General features: G+C 42.7%; 18 protein-coding genes and 2 pseudogenes. 7 read left to right on the top strand and 13 right to left on the bottom strand.

All coding sequences use genetic code 11. The features are described 5' to 3' along the window. Both lacD and D8852_RS09340 read left to right on the top strand, forming a co-directional pair. Positions 1-667, top strand: a 667-nt coding sequence (gene lacD, locus D8852_RS09345) for a tagatose-bisphosphate aldolase (RefSeq protein ID WP_125833879.1), incomplete at its 5' end; no start/stop codon positions are given. A 147-nt stretch (positions 668-814) separates the two neighbouring features. Then, positions 815-1852, top strand: coding sequence for an aldose epimerase family protein (locus D8852_RS09340; RefSeq protein ID WP_125426052.1), 1038 nt, complete (start codon positions 815-817; stop codon positions 1850-1852). Positions 1853-1930: 78 nt separating this feature from the next. On the opposite strand, the gene D8852_RS09335 is transcribed toward D8852_RS09340, so the two are convergent. The 9 genes and pseudogenes from D8852_RS09335 to D8852_RS09300 all read right to left on the bottom strand — a co-directional run bounded on the left by D8852_RS09335 (position 1931) and on the right by D8852_RS09300 (position 7719). Continuing rightward, positions 1931-2488 carry an SMI1/KNR4 family protein gene (locus D8852_RS09335; protein ID WP_125426049.1) on the bottom strand — a complete coding sequence of 186 codons (558 nt, stop codon included), beginning with the start codon at positions 2486-2488 and terminating at the stop codon, positions 1931-1933. A gap of 12 nt (positions 2489-2500) precedes the next feature. Further along, positions 2501-3223: a DUF4241 domain-containing protein gene (locus tag D8852_RS09330; RefSeq protein ID WP_125426046.1), complete on the bottom strand. Its 723-nt coding sequence runs from the start codon at positions 3221-3223 to the stop codon at positions 2501-2503. 95 nt (positions 3224-3318) lie between these two features. Then, positions 3319-3480, bottom strand: a pseudogene (locus tag D8852_RS10205) (SMI1/KNR4 family protein); the annotation flags it as partial. Continuing rightward, the gene (locus D8852_RS10200; protein WP_260467103.1) at positions 3456-3587 is read right to left on the bottom strand and encodes a hypothetical protein; all 132 of its coding nucleotides are present in this window, start codon (positions 3585-3587) and stop codon (positions 3456-3458) included. The gene D8852_RS10200 and the pseudogene D8852_RS10205, both read right to left, overlap by 25 nt. Positions 3588-3612: 25 nt before the next feature. Then, on the bottom strand, positions 3613-4677 hold the full coding sequence (locus D8852_RS09320; RefSeq protein WP_125426040.1) for an ankyrin repeat domain-containing protein: 1065 nt from the start codon (positions 4675-4677) through the stop codon (positions 3613-3615). Positions 4678-4722: 45 nt separating this feature from the next. Then, entirely contained in the window at positions 4723-5130 is a 408-nt protein-coding gene (locus D8852_RS09315) for a hypothetical protein (RefSeq protein WP_125426037.1), read from the bottom strand. A gap of 51 nt (positions 5131-5181) precedes the next feature. Further along, positions 5182-6414, bottom strand: coding sequence for a sensor histidine kinase (locus D8852_RS09310; protein WP_125426034.1), 1233 nt, complete (start codon positions 6412-6414; stop codon positions 5182-5184). Then, entirely contained in the window at positions 6415-7089 is a 675-nt protein-coding gene (locus D8852_RS09305) for a response regulator transcription factor (protein WP_125426031.1), read from the bottom strand. 9 nt (positions 7090-7098) lie between these two features. Further along, positions 7099-7719, bottom strand: a complete 621-nt coding sequence (locus tag D8852_RS09300; RefSeq protein ID WP_398574998.1) for a GTP pyrophosphokinase — start codon at positions 7717-7719, stop codon at positions 7099-7101. Positions 7720-7901: 182 nt separating this feature from the next. On the opposite strand from D8852_RS09300, the gene D8852_RS09295 reads away from it, so the two are divergent. The 3 genes from D8852_RS09295 to D8852_RS09285 all read left to right on the top strand — a co-directional run bounded on the left by D8852_RS09295 (position 7902) and on the right by D8852_RS09285 (position 10280). Beyond that, positions 7902-8159 (top strand): metal-sensitive transcriptional regulator, encoded by a 258-nt coding sequence (locus D8852_RS09295; RefSeq protein WP_000185156.1) that lies wholly within the window; start codon positions 7902-7904, stop codon positions 8157-8159. Positions 8160-8212: 53 nt separating this feature from the next. Beyond that, positions 8213-9526 carry a DUF6630 family protein gene (locus D8852_RS09290; protein ID WP_125426028.1) on the top strand — a complete coding sequence of 438 codons (1314 nt, stop codon included), beginning with the start codon at positions 8213-8215 and terminating at the stop codon, positions 9524-9526. 265 nt (positions 9527-9791) lie between these two features. Beyond that, positions 9792-10280, top strand: coding sequence for a prolyl-tRNA synthetase associated domain-containing protein (locus D8852_RS09285; protein WP_000388668.1), 489 nt, complete (start codon positions 9792-9794; stop codon positions 10278-10280). 43 nt (positions 10281-10323) lie between these two features. On the opposite strand, the gene D8852_RS09280 is transcribed toward D8852_RS09285, so the two are convergent. From D8852_RS09280 to D8852_RS09270, 3 genes are read right to left on the bottom strand one after another with little or no spacing between them, the layout of a single operon-like run. Further along, entirely contained in the window at positions 10324-10620 is a 297-nt protein-coding gene (locus D8852_RS09280; protein WP_125426025.1) for a rhodanese-like domain-containing protein, read from the bottom strand. Beyond that, complete coding sequence (locus D8852_RS09275) at positions 10610-12265, bottom strand: FAD-dependent oxidoreductase (RefSeq protein WP_125426022.1); 1656 nt, start codon at positions 12263-12265, stop codon at positions 10610-10612. The genes D8852_RS09280 and D8852_RS09275 overlap by 11 nt, the downstream gene beginning before the upstream one ends. A gap of 20 nt (positions 12266-12285) precedes the next feature. Then, a complete protein-coding gene (locus tag D8852_RS09270; protein WP_084925265.1) occupies positions 12286-12591 on the bottom strand; it encodes a rhodanese-like domain-containing protein in 306 nt (101 codons plus the stop codon). Between the two features lie 175 nt (positions 12592-12766). Between D8852_RS09270 and D8852_RS09265 the strand changes: the two genes are divergently transcribed. Next, positions 12767-13330 (top strand): sugar O-acetyltransferase, encoded by a 564-nt coding sequence (locus D8852_RS09265; protein ID WP_125426019.1) that lies wholly within the window; start codon positions 12767-12769, stop codon positions 13328-13330. A gap of 285 nt (positions 13331-13615) precedes the next feature. Continuing rightward, on the top strand, positions 13616-14851 hold the full coding sequence (locus D8852_RS09260) for a carbohydrate-binding domain-containing protein (RefSeq protein WP_125426016.1): 1236 nt from the start codon (positions 13616-13618) through the stop codon (positions 14849-14851). Between the two features lie 54 nt (positions 14852-14905). Here D8852_RS09260 and D8852_RS10285 read toward each other — a convergent pair. Beyond that, positions 14906-15040 (bottom strand): annotated as a pseudogene (locus D8852_RS10285) (low temperature requirement protein A); the annotation flags it as partial. Between the last annotated feature and the right edge of the window lie 69 nt (positions 15041-15109).

Below are 15109 nucleotides of genomic sequence, written 5' to 3'. Positions count from 1 at the left end.
CTTGGATGTTTGGTCTGCAAAACGTATTAAGGAACAAGGTGCGGATGCAGTCAAATTCTTGCTTTACTACGATGTAGACAGTTCTGACGAACTCAACCAACAAAAACAAGCCTACATCGAACGCATTGGCTCTGAGTGTGTGGCGGAAGATATTCCATTCTTCCTTGAAATCCTCGCTTACGATGAAAAAATCACTGACGCTGGCTCTGCAGAATACGCCAAAGTAAAACCACATAAAGTTATCGGTGCTATGAAAGTCTTCTCAGACCCACGCTTCAACATTGATGTTTTGAAAGTGGAAGTTCCAGTCAATGTTAAATACGTTGAAGGCTTTGGCGATGGTGAAATCGTGCATACTCGTGAAGAAGCGGCAGCCTTCTTCAAAGCACAAGACGAAGCAACTAACTTGCCATATATCTACTTGAGTGCGGGAGTGTCAGCTAAACTCTTCCAAGATACACTTGTCTTTGCCCACGAATCAGGCGCAAACTTCAACGGTGTTCTTTGCGGACGTGCAACCTGGGCTGGATCAGTTGAAGCTTACATTAAAGATGGTGAAGCAGCAGCTCGTGAATGGCTTCGTACAACAGGTTTTGAAAACATTGACGAACTTAACAAGGTTCTTCAAACAACAGCGACTTCATGGACTGAACGTGTAGAAGCATAAAAACAAGAATAGAAGAATCCCTTTTTGTTAAGAAGATACTTAAGGTTTTCTGACAAAGGATTCTGAAAATAGGAACTACAACCATAGATGGTGAATAGGCTCTCTATGGTTTGTTTACTTAAGAGAAATGGATCAAAGGAGAGAAGAATGAAAGCATGCACAGAGCGTGTATTTGGAAATCATGAGGGCAAGGATGTCTTAGCCTATCGCTTTGAGACTGACAGTGGCTACCAACTAGAAATTATGACTTATGGTGCGGCCATCTTGCGCTATGTCACACCTGATAAGGCTGGAAATTTTGCCAATGTTATCTTGGGCTTTGATGATTTTGATAGCTATGTAGGCAATAGTCCCAAGCATGGAGCAAGTGTAGGTCCTGTAGCGGGCCGTATCGCAGGTGCGACATTTGAACTCAATGGCAAGACCTATAATCTTGAAGTCAACAACGCTAGCAACTGTAACCACAGTGGTTCAACAGGTTGGGATTCGAGCTTGTTTGAATTGGTCGAAGTGAGCGACCATGGCTTGACACTCTATACAGAGCGTACAGACGGGACAGGAGGATTTCCTGGTAATCTCAAGATTTGGATTAGCTACCACTTGGAAGAAACTGGTGCCTACGAAGTCAGCTATAAGGTGATGACAGATCAGGATACGCTTGTCAATCCAACTAATCACAGCTACTTCAACTTGTCTGGTGATTTCACGCAGACAGTTGACCGTCATGTCTTTCAGCTAAACACAGAGGGCATTTACCCAATCGCTCCAGACGGTGTTCCAGCTAAGACTCCAGATGCTAATCGTGATGTGGTTAAACACATCTACAATGGTGCTTTGCTGAAGGACATCTTTGCAGAGGAAGATGAGCAAATCCAGTTGGTATCTGGTTTGGATCACCCATTTGCTCTTCCTGCAGGTCATGACAATGCTGGTTTCCTTTATGACCAAAACTCAGGTCGTTTCCTGCTTTTCAAGACAGAGGCCCCTTGCTTTGTGGTCTACACAGCAAACTTTGTGGATGAGAGTGTGCTCATAGCTGGTCAGCCAATGGTGCAGCACAATGGGATTGCCCTTGAAGCGCAGGCTTTACCAGATGCCATTCACAGTGACCTCAAAGACCAAGTCATTCTTAAAGCAGGGGAAACTTTCACCAGCAAAACTCGTTACGAGCTTGTTGTCAAATAAAAAGAAGAGCTGGTTTCCAGCTCTTTTGAGTTTCGTGCTATTGTGATGACATTTGAGATAACTTTACTAGCCCAAGGCTTATTTTCCTTTTTTCTGTTTCTCGATTCTCTCTAGCATTTTGTTTTTACGCTCCTCCAGTTCTTGGATTTGTTTGAGTAAAAGATCTGAAAAGTCACTATCGAGCTCTTCAGCCTCTCCACTACTATACCAATCTAAGGCGACAATGTGATTATTTTTATCAAAGCAGAAAATCACATCTCCATCACCGATGATAGACAGAAAAGGGATATAATCTACAAAGCCTAGTTCATGTAATTCTTTGGTCTTCAGTCGAATATCTAGAAAGTCAGGAATCCCATTTGCAATACCATAGACTTTAATACCACGACAGAATGTCCAAAATGGGGCGACATCAAATGCTTTGGCTCTTGGCCACAGTTCCTCCCTGACTTCCATATATAGTCCGCCTAGGGGTGACATGGTAAATTCTCTAAAGTCGTCTGGAAGACTGATTTGATACAGTTTTTCAAAATCTTCTATATCCTGTTCGGAGGGTTCATTTCCCATGCAGGCTACAACTTGGTAGGTTTTAGAATCATAATGATGAAAATAATCATAGACTTTTTCTAGTGACATGGTTACACCTCTCTATCCTAGGTAAATATATTCGACAACTAAATCACAAAGCTGATTATCCTTATCATAGCCAAAGTAGACGGGATAGACTCCGTCTCCAAAACCTGATTGGATCATCGGAATGCTTAGGTCAGTGTTGGGGATTTTAAAGTTAATCCAATCCCCACCCTCACGTTGATAAAGGGGATTGTCTATGGCATTTTGAGCAAAAACTGCTGCAAAGAAATCGTCGTAGATATTTTTGTCAGGATTTTCTTTATACCAACTCTTTTCAAAATCGCAGTAGGCATTCTTGGTGTCAACGTCCACTATCGTTGCCAGACCTGCGTCAACTGCAAATCCAAAATAAGAGTCTTTTTCAACAGTGTCTATATCTTCATCACCAGTCAGTGCTTCATAGTAGATGACTGGCACTTGATCTGTAAATTGGATTCTCGTTGCTACATACCTGTAATGGTCTTCTTCTATCTTGGCTACTAAAGTTTTTAGTCTATATGTTCCTTTGGGAACAGATTGTAAGTAAGGTTTTTCCTCTCTACGGAGCCAGACCAAAGGATCGCGAACCAGAATTTCTCCACTAGGAAAAGTCACTTCCCCCATATCCAAAACAAAAACTTCCATGTCCTGTATTTCTTTCCTATCAAAATAGTCTGCATAATTGATAGACGAAGTGAGCAGGTGTTTTATTTCTTGGTATTTCTGTAACCACTCTTGTGAAGTTTGTATTTTTTCCATAAACAGCTCCTTTCTAAATCTTTTATTTTAGGTTGGTACTTTCTGAGTTAGAGAATTGTGTACTCATTATCATTTTTCCTACAAATGCATTCATTCTATGCTTTTATTTCCCTAATGATTGAAAAAATTAGGTCTTTAAGATTTTCTGCCACATACACAACTTCATCAGGATCATGGATATAGCAAAGAATCTGACCTTCTTTTCCTTCTTTGTCAGGATCAAAATCCAGCATCAGGAAACAGCTGTCACAATACTCCATCCCTTTGAAAAATACTCATCTAGTGCGGGTATATTCCTCTTTATAATATCACCTACAATTTGTGGAACAGATTTAAAATTTCCTATATATTTTAATTTGACCATTTTAGGTCTCCTACAGATTATGTACTCATCTGTTATAATTTATTTCCCCTAAAGGAAGCGGATCAGGATTAAAGCTTACCCAGAGAACCGAAAGTTCACATAAACGTTCAGTTATAGTATCTTCATCACTGCCTTTTGCACGGATGCTGGAAATCAGTTCCTTAGTTTCTTCCAGTTCTTCTTCGGAAAGCGGTGTACCTGAAGCGAAATGATTTGGCAGGACTTTCAGCATGTTCCGATAGTGTTTATCCCAGTTGACACCGCCATTTCTATAGAGCTCATCCTGTACGCGCCCTGTTATACGGATCACTTCGCCTTGTACTGTTTTCGCAGGTCCGCTTGAAGGAATCAACATCTCCCAAAGTTCATCGTATTGCTTTTGCCAAGGACCATCTTCTACAATAATAGGAGAAACTCCGTCATGTATCTTGCGTTTCGGAGCAGGTTCTACACCAAACAGTGCATAGAGTTTCTCAAGCCCTGCTTCTGTTTCAGTCAAGTAATCTTTATTAAAGTTTTCTCTGTGAAATTCAAAATCCTTACCGATTAGTTCGACTCTTTCTGCCATATCAGGAGTTACCTCAGCGCCCGCCTTTATGAGCATTTCTGCAATTTCTGCTACCTGTGCAATATTAATCTGCCTACAAGTAGCAAGGGCTTCAGCTAAAGGAGTTCGTCCCATAACAGTTTTGGGATTAACATCTGCACCTTTTTCAATCAAAAAACTGACTATCTTAGGTCGGAAAAACCTTGCTGCCGTATGTAGAGGTGTACTCCCGTATGTATCAGTTTTTTGTATATCTCCGCCTAATTCATATAGCAGTTTTACAGTATCTCTCCCCAAAGTGGCATGTGTATATAATGGTGTACGCCCATAATAATCAGGAGTATTTACATCTAAACCCTGTTCCACCAACCAGATAACAAGCTCATCAGGAACACCTCCAAAATGAAGTGCCGTATTTAAGCTGTATCTGCCGTCATGAGCAGTAAGCTCACATTTATCATATACGGCTTTAAGAGCTTCAATATCTCTTGCTGTAATCAGTTCATCAAAATTTTTAGGTAAGGTCACTCTTTTTTTGGCCATTGTTCTTCTCCTTTAATATAAAACTAACATTTGTATTTTACATTTCTAAACCCACTTAAGCCCATCAACATCTTTTAAAATCATAGATCTTCCATCGTAGTCATTTTTTAACTCGATTTCTTTTTCCTTAACCGAAATGTTGTTGTACCAGTGGTCCAAACTTGCATATTTTCCTGTATGGATATTGATAAGCATGCTTGTTATAGGATCCCAAGTGCCCTTTTCTACTGTTTCTGCAAGCAAATAATAGGCATCTAAAAATATGAGATTTCTTCCATACATCCAAAATGGAAGTTGAATATTTAACAAAGGCAATTTTGCAGAAAAAATATCATCTCCATGTGGTGGCACGGTTTCATAATGAAATTCTATCTCACTCCCATAATATGCTATCGTTGCTCCTTCGCAACCGATGCTTTGAGGAATCCCCTCCTCAGCTACTAAAAATTCCATTGGCTTCCCCTTATGTTGTAATTGGATGAACTCTGACCAGACTCTCCACGTTTACAACCAGACTGTAAAGGTAATCACCTGCTTTTTATAGCTGACAAAGATTTTTCCTCTAAACAGGCTGACAAGGTGTTGAGCCATAGAGAGGCCAATGCCATACCCAGAGGTGGTTTGGTTATTGTGTGATGTTTCGGCGCGATAAAAGCGGTCAAAGAAGCGTTTAATATTGGCAGGTTGCCCATCCTTGTAGTCGTTAGACACAGTGATACAGGTGCGCTTGCGTAGGAGATAGGCCTTGCGTTTGAGAGCTAGACGGATGGTGCCTGCTGGATCACAGTATTTGCGGGCATTATCGAGTAAAATACTGAGTAATTCGTAAAATTCCTCCTGAGAAACTTTTTCTATGATATCTGCTTCAATCAGGCTTTCAAATTTTTTATCCTCTTTGGTAAAGAGAGGAGCAAAGTCTGAGGCGACCTTTTCAGCGATGACGGAGATGTTTTGAGGAGCTAGTTTGATATCCTCTTGCTCCTCGAGCCGAGCAAGTCGGATCAGTCTTCCAATCAAGTGGTTGAGACGCTCGGTCTGTTCCTTGGTGCTGATGCTCCACTCGGTCTCTCCTTCCATGAGTTCCTGAAGCTCGGTATTGGCTGAGATGATAGCCAGCGGTGTTTTGAGTTCGTGACCTGCATTAGTGATAAACATCCGTTGTTTCTCATAGTTTTTGACGAAGGGACGGATAACAATCCCAGAAATCAAGGTAAAGAGCAGAGCAAGGAGAAATAGGCTAGCCAGTGATAACCAAATAGAGACTTGAAAGAGGGTGTCTCGTTCGCGAATGTAGTTGGTAGCTTCAAAGAAGACTAGGAGCTTACCCGAAGCTGTCTGACTAATCTGGTAGGTGAAGTAGCGCCCGTTGCGAGTAATCGTGCCATAGGTTTCCGGTTTTTTAAGAATTTTCTGGAGAAAACCTCTGACGTCTGCTTCGGTCAGTGATTGGACATTCCCTAGAGAAATAGTGTAGTCATTCCCCTTTTCTCTGACAGAGAAATACTGAAAATTGTAGATAATCCCTTCCTGGATGTTCTTTTTGGTGAAACTCTCCTTGATTTCATCTGTGATTGGGAGTTCGCCTTCATTTTTAGACAAGATGGAGAGGACGGTTTGGATATTATCCTCTGTCTGAGTATAGACGATGCTATTCATCAAGACCAGAAAGAATGCAAGAATCAGAGCGATAGCAGCAGTGGCTGTGACAATAAACTTGATGCGTAGTTTTCGAAACATCTAGTCTCCTCCTATCAGTTGGAAAGGCCCTTCTGCCGGCCCAAGTATCTGTAAGTTAGACTGGACACTTTGGAGTTTTTGGCGTAGGTAGGAAATATAGAGAAAAACGAGCTCGTGATCACTCTCTTCCAGCTCATCTGGCCAGACTTGCTCTAGTAGTTGTTGACAACTGAGGGCTTGGTTAGCATGCTGGATGAGGAGGGTCAAGAGTTGAGTCTCCTTTTTCCCTAAACGAATGCTGTTTGTAGCAGCTAATTCTTGTTCGTCAATATCCAAGCGAGTATTTCCTAATTGGACCGTATCTGGGGTATAGTCCTCCAGACGGCGGGCAGTAGAACGGAGTCTAGCCAATAGTTCCTTGAGAGAGAAGGGTTTGGTCAAGTAGTCGTCAGCACCTGCATCGAGTCCGGTTACACGATCATCTACTTCAGCCATGGCTGTCAGCATGATAACGTGGGTCGTATTGCCCAACTGGCGGATTTCTTTGAGGGCTTCGATTCCTGTCTTGATCGGCATCATGATGTCAAAAATCATGAGGTGATAGTGGTTAGTTGTGGCTTTTTCGACAGCATCTTGTCCATTAAAAACAGAATCAACGCTATAGCCTTCCCGTTCTAAAGCAACGGTGATGACGCGATTTAGTTGGGTTTCATCTTCGGCAAGTAGGATTTTCATAGGTTCTCCTTAGTCTTGGTCAGATCGCTGAATCAAATCACGGATGGTCTGCATGGTCAAGTCGCATGAAGCAAGCTCATCGGCACAACGTTTGAGTTCGCGCGTGATTCGTTCAGGGTTTTGGATGTTTTTCTTGTATTTCATCTGGTGTTCAAGGCTGGCCCAGGAATCCATGGCAATCGTGCGTAGCTGGATCTCGATAAAGTAGGTCCCTTGGTCATTTCCCAGACAGTCTGGGTAGGGGGTAGTCACCTCGAGAATCAGATGGTAGGATCGGTAGCCATTAGGTTTGACCTGACGGATATAGTCTTTCTCCTTAAAAATCTGGATGGTCGGTAGCTGACGAATATAGTCAACGATGCGGTAGATATCATCTGTAAATCCTGTGATGATCCGAACACCGATAGCATCTCGGATTTCTTTAAGAGCGGATTGACTTGTCTGAGGAAGGCCTTTGCGTTGGCATTTTTCACGCATACTTTTTTCTGTTTTGATGCGTGCATGCAAATGCTCATATAGTTTGAGGGAGGTCTCTTTTTTGTAATTAGCTGCGACCTCTTCCATATCTTCAATAAAGGTTTGCAAGATAGTGGGTAAGTAGACTTCGCAAGGGCCATAGATAGAGTTCATAGGCTGGTCCATTCTAAGAATGACTCGTATTGCTACGAGCATAGATTCTAATAGTATTTGTCATTCTATTATACCATGAAAGCGATAGCAGGGTGAGATTCTATTGATAAAGAGGGAATGAGAATTTTGACAAAGGAGTCCATTAGAGATATAATGAAGAAAAATCGACCAAGGATAAGAAGATGACAAACTCAAAGTATATTACACGCCTGAAACGTTCAGAGGGGCAGTTGCGTGGAATTCAAAAGATGATCGATGAAGATCGTGATTGTGCAGATATCATTACCCAGTTGACAGCGGTTCGTTCGAGTGTTGAGCGCGTGATTGAGATGATCATTACCGAGAATCTCACAGCCTGCATCAACCAACCCCTAGACGACCCTGAGGCTCAAAAAGAGCGCTTAGAAAAGGCTGTTCAGTACCTAATCAAACGAAAATAGTAGTTCTCTATGTGATAGAACAAGGATAAGAAAGTAGATCACAGGTGGGAAAGATGACAAAAGAAGAACGAGCAGAAAAATGGTTTCAGAGTGTTCCTGAGGCAGAAGCTATTCCTATACAAACTAAAATGGAGATCTGTAGTCAGGCAGCGAAACGAATGGCGTTTATATGGCTTGGCCTACTTGGTGTGGAATGTTTGTTCCTATTCTGGGTCACTGGGGGCGAACTTTTTAATCAAGTAGCGGACTTTCTAAATCAGCTATCAGAAGGGAGCCTCACAAAAAATCGATATAAGGGTCTCGCACTTGCAGGTACTCTTATTTGTCTGCCTGTCTTGATCTTTCCTAGCGTTGTTGCCCATTTCTTTAGACAAATTTGGATTCAAAAAGAGGCTGAAAAGGTTGTCAAAGAGATGGCCTCTGTTACAAGTGATCAGCCCTATCTAGATGGAGACGATAGAGCAGATTTTTCGAGCATTTCAGGAAGAATCTTTGCGGATTGGGTGCTAGATGATGGTGAGGAGGAACAAAATGGCTTTGAACTTGAGGAAGTATGGCAGCAACTAGCAGCTGTACAAGATGGTGATAGGGATTTTCTCACTTTAATACCTCAGCAGCCAGTTAAACTAAAGGGGAGTCAGCTTGTATCGGATTTTGTACAGGTTTGTCAGGATGAAGATTTGGACGGTTTTCATTTTGAGATTAGTGTTGCCGATGCCGAACGGATCGACGAGAATGTAATCTACGAAAAAAATGGACTGAGCAAGAAAGAAACCCAAGACTTGCTTCGGGCATATTTGGAGAACAGAGTCACATCAGAGCTAGAAGACTGGGAAATTGTACTAGATATGCGGACAGATGAGCAGAAAAATATCGCAATCTATCAGGAAATAACCCAACTGCTAACAGATGATAGTGAGGTACGATCTCGTTTGACCTCCTGTTTTGAATCACCGAAAGCCTATTTCAAGCAGTATGCAGAGAGGTATAACGAGCGGGGCATAGGCGAAGAAGTCGATGAAGCTACGATAAAATGGCTTGCTATTGCTGATGAACTACTTGCTGTGGATGCAGTCATTGAGTTAGACTGGAAGACAGATAAGGATGAATTTCTGTACCAATTAACGCCTCTGGCAGCTAAACAAACTCTTGATTTGGAGGAGAATTGGTTCGACGAGGATGATGACATCCCTACTTGGTGTAAAATTTTGGACGAAAGATGGGCTGGATACGATTTCTGTCTTGCTTGTATGGATATTAATAGCGATAGTTATGTGCTATTTATCTGCAAGAGGGATATTCTGGAAAAATTAGTCACCTTGAGTCACACAATCAATCAGCGTTTCGGCCATGCAAAAAATATGTAATGGCTAGTGTATTTCAAGGAGGGAGTTCAAGATGATTTTTGCTATATCGATCGGACAAGTCGCGGATATACCTTGTGGCTATGCGGTGGAAAGAAAAGATGGGCTTGCTGGCTGGAAATCATGCCCATCCTAACAGTTGGGGGCCCGTCTAAGATAACTTGTATGAAAATGAAAGAAACCTAGAGATGCTTGGATATAAATTGGAAGAAAACCCATTTTTGTTGTATAATTAAAGGTAGTGAGACAAGTTAAAGGAGGCCAGCAAATGGAAGCATACGAAAAAGTAGTAGAGATGCTAAATGGGCTAGATATTCCTTTTGAAATCGTGGAGCACGAGCCAGCCTTGACGACAGAGCAAGCCGATAGCTTTATCGAAGGGATCGAAGGTGTCCGTACAAAAACCATGTTTCTCACCAACAAAAAGAAAACAGCCTATTATCTCGTGATTATGGATGATAAGAAACGTTTGGATATGGACCTCTTGAAAGACTTGGTAGGAGCCAACAGAATCCGTATGGCTTCCTCTGAGAGCTTGTTTGAAAAAATGAGCTTGCCCGCAGGCGTTGTCTCTCCATTTGGCTTGCTGAACAATACTGACAAAGACATTCAGGTTTATTTTGACAAAGAAATCATGTCTGAAAAACGGATGAGTTTTCACCCCAATACCAACGAGAAAACCCTCTTTTTGGATACGACAGATATACTCAAATTCCTAGAAGCCATTGGCTATGAGGCTCATATCATCGAGTTATAAATATTAAAGAAACCGACTAAGTTCATCTTAATCGGTTTTTTGATTATTCTACTTGACCGGGCCAAGCATTCATACCACCTTCTACGTTGATAACGGTGAGACCTTGGGCACTAAGAAATTGACAGGCAGAGGCAGAACGCACTCCACCTTGACAAATGACATGGTATTCCTGGTCAGGTTTGAGTTCTTTGTAGCCTTGCTCCAAGGTGCTTAACGGAAGATTTTTTGCACCTGGCGCATGTCCTGCTTGAAACTCATGTACTTCACGTACATCGATAAGATCTAGTTTTTCATTTTGATATTTTTCATAAAAGTCAGCCATGCTGATATTAGTTACCATATTCTACTCCTTCTGGGTTAGCCATTTTGTATAGTAAATAAGCGCCGTCAAGGTTTTGAACGGTAAATCCTGCTTGTTTGAGGATACGCTCTGCGATATAGCTGCGCAAACCACTGTGGCAGCTAACGATGTAGGCTTGGTTCTTGTCCAGTTCATCCAAGCGTTCACGAAGTTCGTTTAGGGGAATGTGGATAGTGTCGACTTTGAGTCGACCACTCTGAAATTCGCCACTTGTCCGCACATCTAGGAATTTCTTACCAGTAGCCAGTTCGTCTTCGAGCTGGTGCCACTGGATATTGTCGCTGAGACCTTCGATAAGGTTCAAGGCTGCGTAACCCAGCATATTGACGGGATCCTTGGCAGAGCCAAATGGTGGCGCATAGGTAAACTCTAACTCTGGTAAGTCAAAGACGGTGAGATTTCCCTTGATAGCAGTTGCTAGGATATCGATTCGTTTGTCAACACCTTTCTTCCCAACTCCTTGGGCACCATAGATTTTTCCAGTGTTTGGGTCAAAGAGGAGCTTCAAGGTCATATCAGTAGCGCCTGGATAATAACCAGCACGGTCTTTCCCACTGACATGAAGGGCCTTGTAAGGAAGTTGATTCATGCTAAGACTACGTTCGCTGAGACCAGTCGAAGCAGCTGTCATATCAAAGGCACGAACGATAGCAGTGCCGATACTGCCCTTGTTGGTACGACCGAGTCCTGCGATGACGTCCGCTACTTGTCGTCCTTGACGATTAGCAGGAGAAGCGAGAGAGATGAGGGCATCTTGGCCAGTAATCTCTTGCTTGACGACGATGGCATCTCCAACTGCAAAAATATCTTTTTGACTGGTTTCGTAGTGTTCGTCGACCAAGATACCGCCACGTAGTCCCAGTCCAATCCCCGCAGCTTTGGCCAGCCTGTTTTCAGGTTCAACACCTACAGAAAGGATGGTGAGGTCAGAAGCAATCTTTTGACCGTTTTCGAGAACGATGGTTTTTCCTTGCTCTTCAAATCGAGTCGCAGACTGAGAAGTGATAACGCGAACGCCGTTTTTGACCAATTCTGCTTGGACAAAGGCCGCCATTTCCTGATCTAATGGTGGCAAGACATGGGGGGCTTTCTCCACGATGGTGACTTGCAATCCCCGTTTCGCCAGGTTTTCAGCCATTTCAAGCCCGATAAAGCCTGCACCGATAACGACAGCTTCTTTTGGATGATTGTCCAAGGCTGCCATAATCTCATCGAGATCAGGAACATTGCGAAGCGTGTAGGTATTCTTAGCCTCTGCTAGCCCTTCAATAGCAGGAACAAATGGTTTAGCTCCTGGAGAGAGAATCAGCTTGTCGTAGCTTTCTGTGAATTCCTGCCCATCATGCCGCACCGTCACAGTGTGTTCTTCTGGCGAAATCTGGATAACCTCGTGAAATGGCCGCACATCGAGATTAAAGCGTGCCCTGAGACTTTCAGGAGTTTGGACCAATAAACTATCACGGTTTACAATTTCTCCTGAAACATAGTAAGGAAGTCCGCAGTTTGCAAAGGAAACAAAGGGACCTTTCTCAAAAATAATGATCTCAGCGTCTTCCATGAGACGTCTGAGACGGGTTGCTGCTGACATACCGCCTGCAACTCCTCCGACAATGATAATTTTCATTGACTTTCTCCTTTATACTTCTAGATGACCTTACCTGTCCAAGCGCTCATACCGCCTCGAACATTGACGACATCGTAACCTTTTTTCTTTAGCTTCTTCGCAGCTAGTTTGCTTCGTACACCAGAATGACAAATGACATAAAGTGTTTCTTTTGTCGCAGGTGTGTAAGATCCGATTTCCGTTAAAGGAACATTTTTTGCATTTTTGATATGACCTCTACGGAATTCCATAGGCGTCCGAACATCTAGTAGCTGAATTGGTTCTCTGAGTTTAGCTTCTAACTCGCTGGTAGAAATACTGTCAATTTTTGTAAATAAGTGAAACATAGGCACCTCCAAATATACCCTTATGGGGTATATTAAACCATGAAGTCAAGCTTTTGTCAAGCAAGTTGTTTTGACTTGGGAGGGGATTGATTTCGAGAGTCTAGAAAGCAGGCCATTCTTGACCTTTCAAAGGCTTTTTGATATGATGGGTCCAAAGTAAGTATGAGGTGATGAGATGACCAGCGAATACCAGAAAATGATAGCAGGGGAGCCTTACCGTCCGTCGGATCCAGAATTACGGGCCTTGGCTCAGACAGCACGTCAGAAGCAGGCTGATTTCAATCAGGAGCTAGATCCCTTAAAAGGTGCGGAGATTATCAAGACTTGGTTTGGTTCAACTGGGCAAAATCTCTATGTCAATCCACGCCTGGTGGTGGACTACGGTGTCAATATCCATCTAGGGGAAAATTTTTATTCTAATTGGAACTTGACCATGCTAGATGTTTGTCCGATTCGCATCGGGAACAACGCCATGCTTGGCCCCAACTGTCAATTTTTAACCCCACTCCATCCACTGGATCCGCATGAACGCAATTCAGGGATCGAATACGGCAAGCCCATCACCATCGGAGATAATTTCTGGGCTGGAGGTGGCGTCATTGTCCTTCCTGGAGTGACACTGGGAAATAATGTCGTTGCAGGAGCGGGGGCCGTGATCACTAAGTCCTTTGGAGACAATGTCGTCCTAGGTGGTAATCCTGCGCGTGTTATCAAGGAAATCCTTGTGAAAGAAAACTAAAAAGAACAGCTAGGGCTGTTCTTTTTATGAGCTTTAGTCTTATAAATTTTTCTTCTTTTTGGCTTTCTTGGTCAAGGAGATATCGCACTGAGGAATCTTGGTTTAAAAAATCTATTAAAGGTATTTTAGCGTTCAAAAATTGTTTCTAGCAGTCCTTTCTAAAAAATTACTAGGCGAAATCTAATCCAAACTGAATTTAAGGAAACTTTCAGAAAAGTTTTAGTTTTGTTTCAGGAATCTTCTGTAGACTGTCTAGCTATATCATACGAAGGAGAGGAAAAAGGTATGAAATCAAAAAAATGGACCCTAGTCGCAACGAGTTTAACGGCAATGGTGCTGATGGCAGCATGTGCCCAGTCAACAACTACATCCACTACCAAGGCAACGACAAATAGTGCAACAAAAACTTCAACAAAGACAAACCAATCTTCCTATTTTACAGAGAAGGACTATGATACTTCCTATGATGAAAGCACAGCTTCTAAGATTGAGTTATCTGGCTCATCAGCAAACGTCTCTGGAGATGGGGTGACAGTCTCTGAATCAACAGTGACCATCACAAAATCTGGAACCTATGTGATTTCAGGGAAGTCTGACGGAGTGCAGATCAAGGTCGAGGCAGATAAGTCGGCAGATGTTCACCTAGTCCTAAAAGGTGCGACCATGACTAATACCAATGCAGCAATTTCTGTGACATCAGCTGGTCATGTCTACCTGACTCTAGCAGAGGGAACCACCAACAGTCTCTCTGACTCAAGCTCTAACAACGATGAAAAAGCTGACGCAGCTCTCTTTTCTAAGGTGGATTTGACCATCAATGGGAAAGGTACTCTCAATGTAGATGGCAAGAAAAATAACGGTATCAAAGCTAACGACACCCTCCACATCACGGGCGGTACCTATAATATCACAGCAGTTGGCGATGCCTTTAATGTCAATGATGAACTCAATATCACTGGTACGACCATGACCATCGATGCCAAAGAAGATGGCGTCAAGGTGGACAATGATGAGGACACTTCAGTCGGAACCATGTACCTATCCAACAACAACATTACCGTTACAGCAGGAGATGATGGAATTCACGCTTCTGGTAACCTAGTGATTGATAGTGGTACCTACACCGTCAAGAATTCGACAGAAGGACTTGAAGGTAAGTCAATCACTATCAACGGTGGGGACATTACTATCTACTCAACAGATGATGGAGTCAATGCAGCTAATAAAAGCGCCCAACAGAGTGAAATCTTCTTCACCATGAACGGCGGGAATCTGACTGTAGAAGTCGGCCAAGGAGACACAGACCCAATCGACTCAAACGGCAATATTACGGTCACAGGTGGGACCATTAAAATGACTGGTCAAACAGGTTTTGACTTTGATGGAACAGCGACCTACACAGGTGGAGATATCTATCTCAACGGTGAAAAACAAACGGAAATCGTCAATTCTATACCTGGAGGCGGTGGACCAAATGGAGGCCCTCAAGGCGACGGTCCAGCCCCTGGCGGACAAGGATAAAAAAGAATCTCCTTTCTCGAAAGAGAAGGGAGAGTTTTATGTAGGAAGGATTTTCTAGAATAAATACCAATCCGGAGTTGAGAACTTCTTGGTCTGTTTCATATAAAAACGGATAAAGTGAATTTCCATAGCTAAGGTTATCAAGGTTGCTATTGTGATGACAGTAGTAGGATTGGCTGAGAAAAGTAGAGGAAGAATAGGCCTTTAAAAAGTGGACAGGAAAGACCATTTCGGAGTATCGTGAAGAGATTTAGAAAC

It is taken from the genome of Streptococcus mitis (assembly GCF_003942695.1).
Taxonomy (GTDB): Bacteria; Bacillota; Bacilli; order Lactobacillales; family Streptococcaceae; genus Streptococcus; species Streptococcus mitis_BD.
This window is presented reverse-complemented; position numbering and strand designations above follow the sequence as displayed.

Excerpts from the sequence above, each read along its gene's own strand:
- D8852_RS09280 (WP_125426025.1), bottom strand. The coding sequence starts at position 10,620 with ATGGTAACTAATATCAGCATGGCTGACTTTTATGAAAAATATCAAAAT.
- D8852_RS09315 (WP_125426037.1), bottom strand. The coding sequence starts at position 5,130 with ATGGAATTTTTAGTAGCTGAGGAGGGGATTCCTCAAAGCATCGGTTGC.
- D8852_RS09335 (WP_125426049.1), bottom strand. The coding sequence starts at position 2,488 with ATGTCACTAGAAAAAGTCTATGATTATTTTCATCATTATGATTCTAAA.
- D8852_RS09275 (WP_125426022.1), bottom strand. The coding sequence starts at position 12,265 with ATGAAAATTATCATTGTCGGAGGAGTTGCAGGCGGTATGTCAGCAGCA.
- D8852_RS09265 (WP_125426019.1), top strand. The coding sequence starts at position 12,767 with ATGACCAGCGAATACCAGAAAATGATAGCAGGGGAGCCTTACCGTCCG.
- D8852_RS10200 (WP_260467103.1), bottom strand. The coding sequence starts at position 3,587 with ATGGTCAAATTAAAATATATAGGAAATTTTAAATCTGTTCCACAAATT.
- D8852_RS09305 (WP_125426031.1), bottom strand. The coding sequence starts at position 7,089 with ATGAAAATCCTACTTGCCGAAGATGAAACCCAACTAAATCGCGTCATC.
- D8852_RS09270 (WP_084925265.1), bottom strand. The coding sequence starts at position 12,591 with ATGTTTCACTTATTTACAAAAATTGACAGTATTTCTACCAGCGAGTTA.
- D8852_RS09290 (WP_125426028.1), top strand. The coding sequence starts at position 8,213 with ATGACAAAAGAAGAACGAGCAGAAAAATGGTTTCAGAGTGTTCCTGAG.
- D8852_RS09260 (WP_125426016.1), top strand. The coding sequence starts at position 13,616 with ATGAAATCAAAAAAATGGACCCTAGTCGCAACGAGTTTAACGGCAATG.
- D8852_RS09310 (WP_125426034.1), bottom strand. The coding sequence starts at position 6,414 with ATGTTTCGAAAACTACGCATCAAGTTTATTGTCACAGCCACTGCTGCT.
- D8852_RS09330 (WP_125426046.1), bottom strand. The coding sequence starts at position 3,223 with ATGGAAAAAATACAAACTTCACAAGAGTGGTTACAGAAATACCAAGAA.
- D8852_RS09285 (WP_000388668.1), top strand. The coding sequence starts at position 9,792 with ATGGAAGCATACGAAAAAGTAGTAGAGATGCTAAATGGGCTAGATATT.
- D8852_RS09300 (WP_398574998.1), bottom strand. The coding sequence starts at position 7,719 with ATGAACTCTATCTATGGCCCTTGCGAAGTCTACTTACCCACTATCTTG.
- D8852_RS09340 (WP_125426052.1), top strand. The coding sequence starts at position 815 with ATGAAAGCATGCACAGAGCGTGTATTTGGAAATCATGAGGGCAAGGAT.
- D8852_RS09320 (WP_125426040.1), bottom strand. The coding sequence starts at position 4,677 with ATGGCCAAAAAAAGAGTGACCTTACCTAAAAATTTTGATGAACTGATT.
- D8852_RS09295 (WP_000185156.1), top strand. The coding sequence starts at position 7,902 with ATGACAAACTCAAAGTATATTACACGCCTGAAACGTTCAGAGGGGCAG.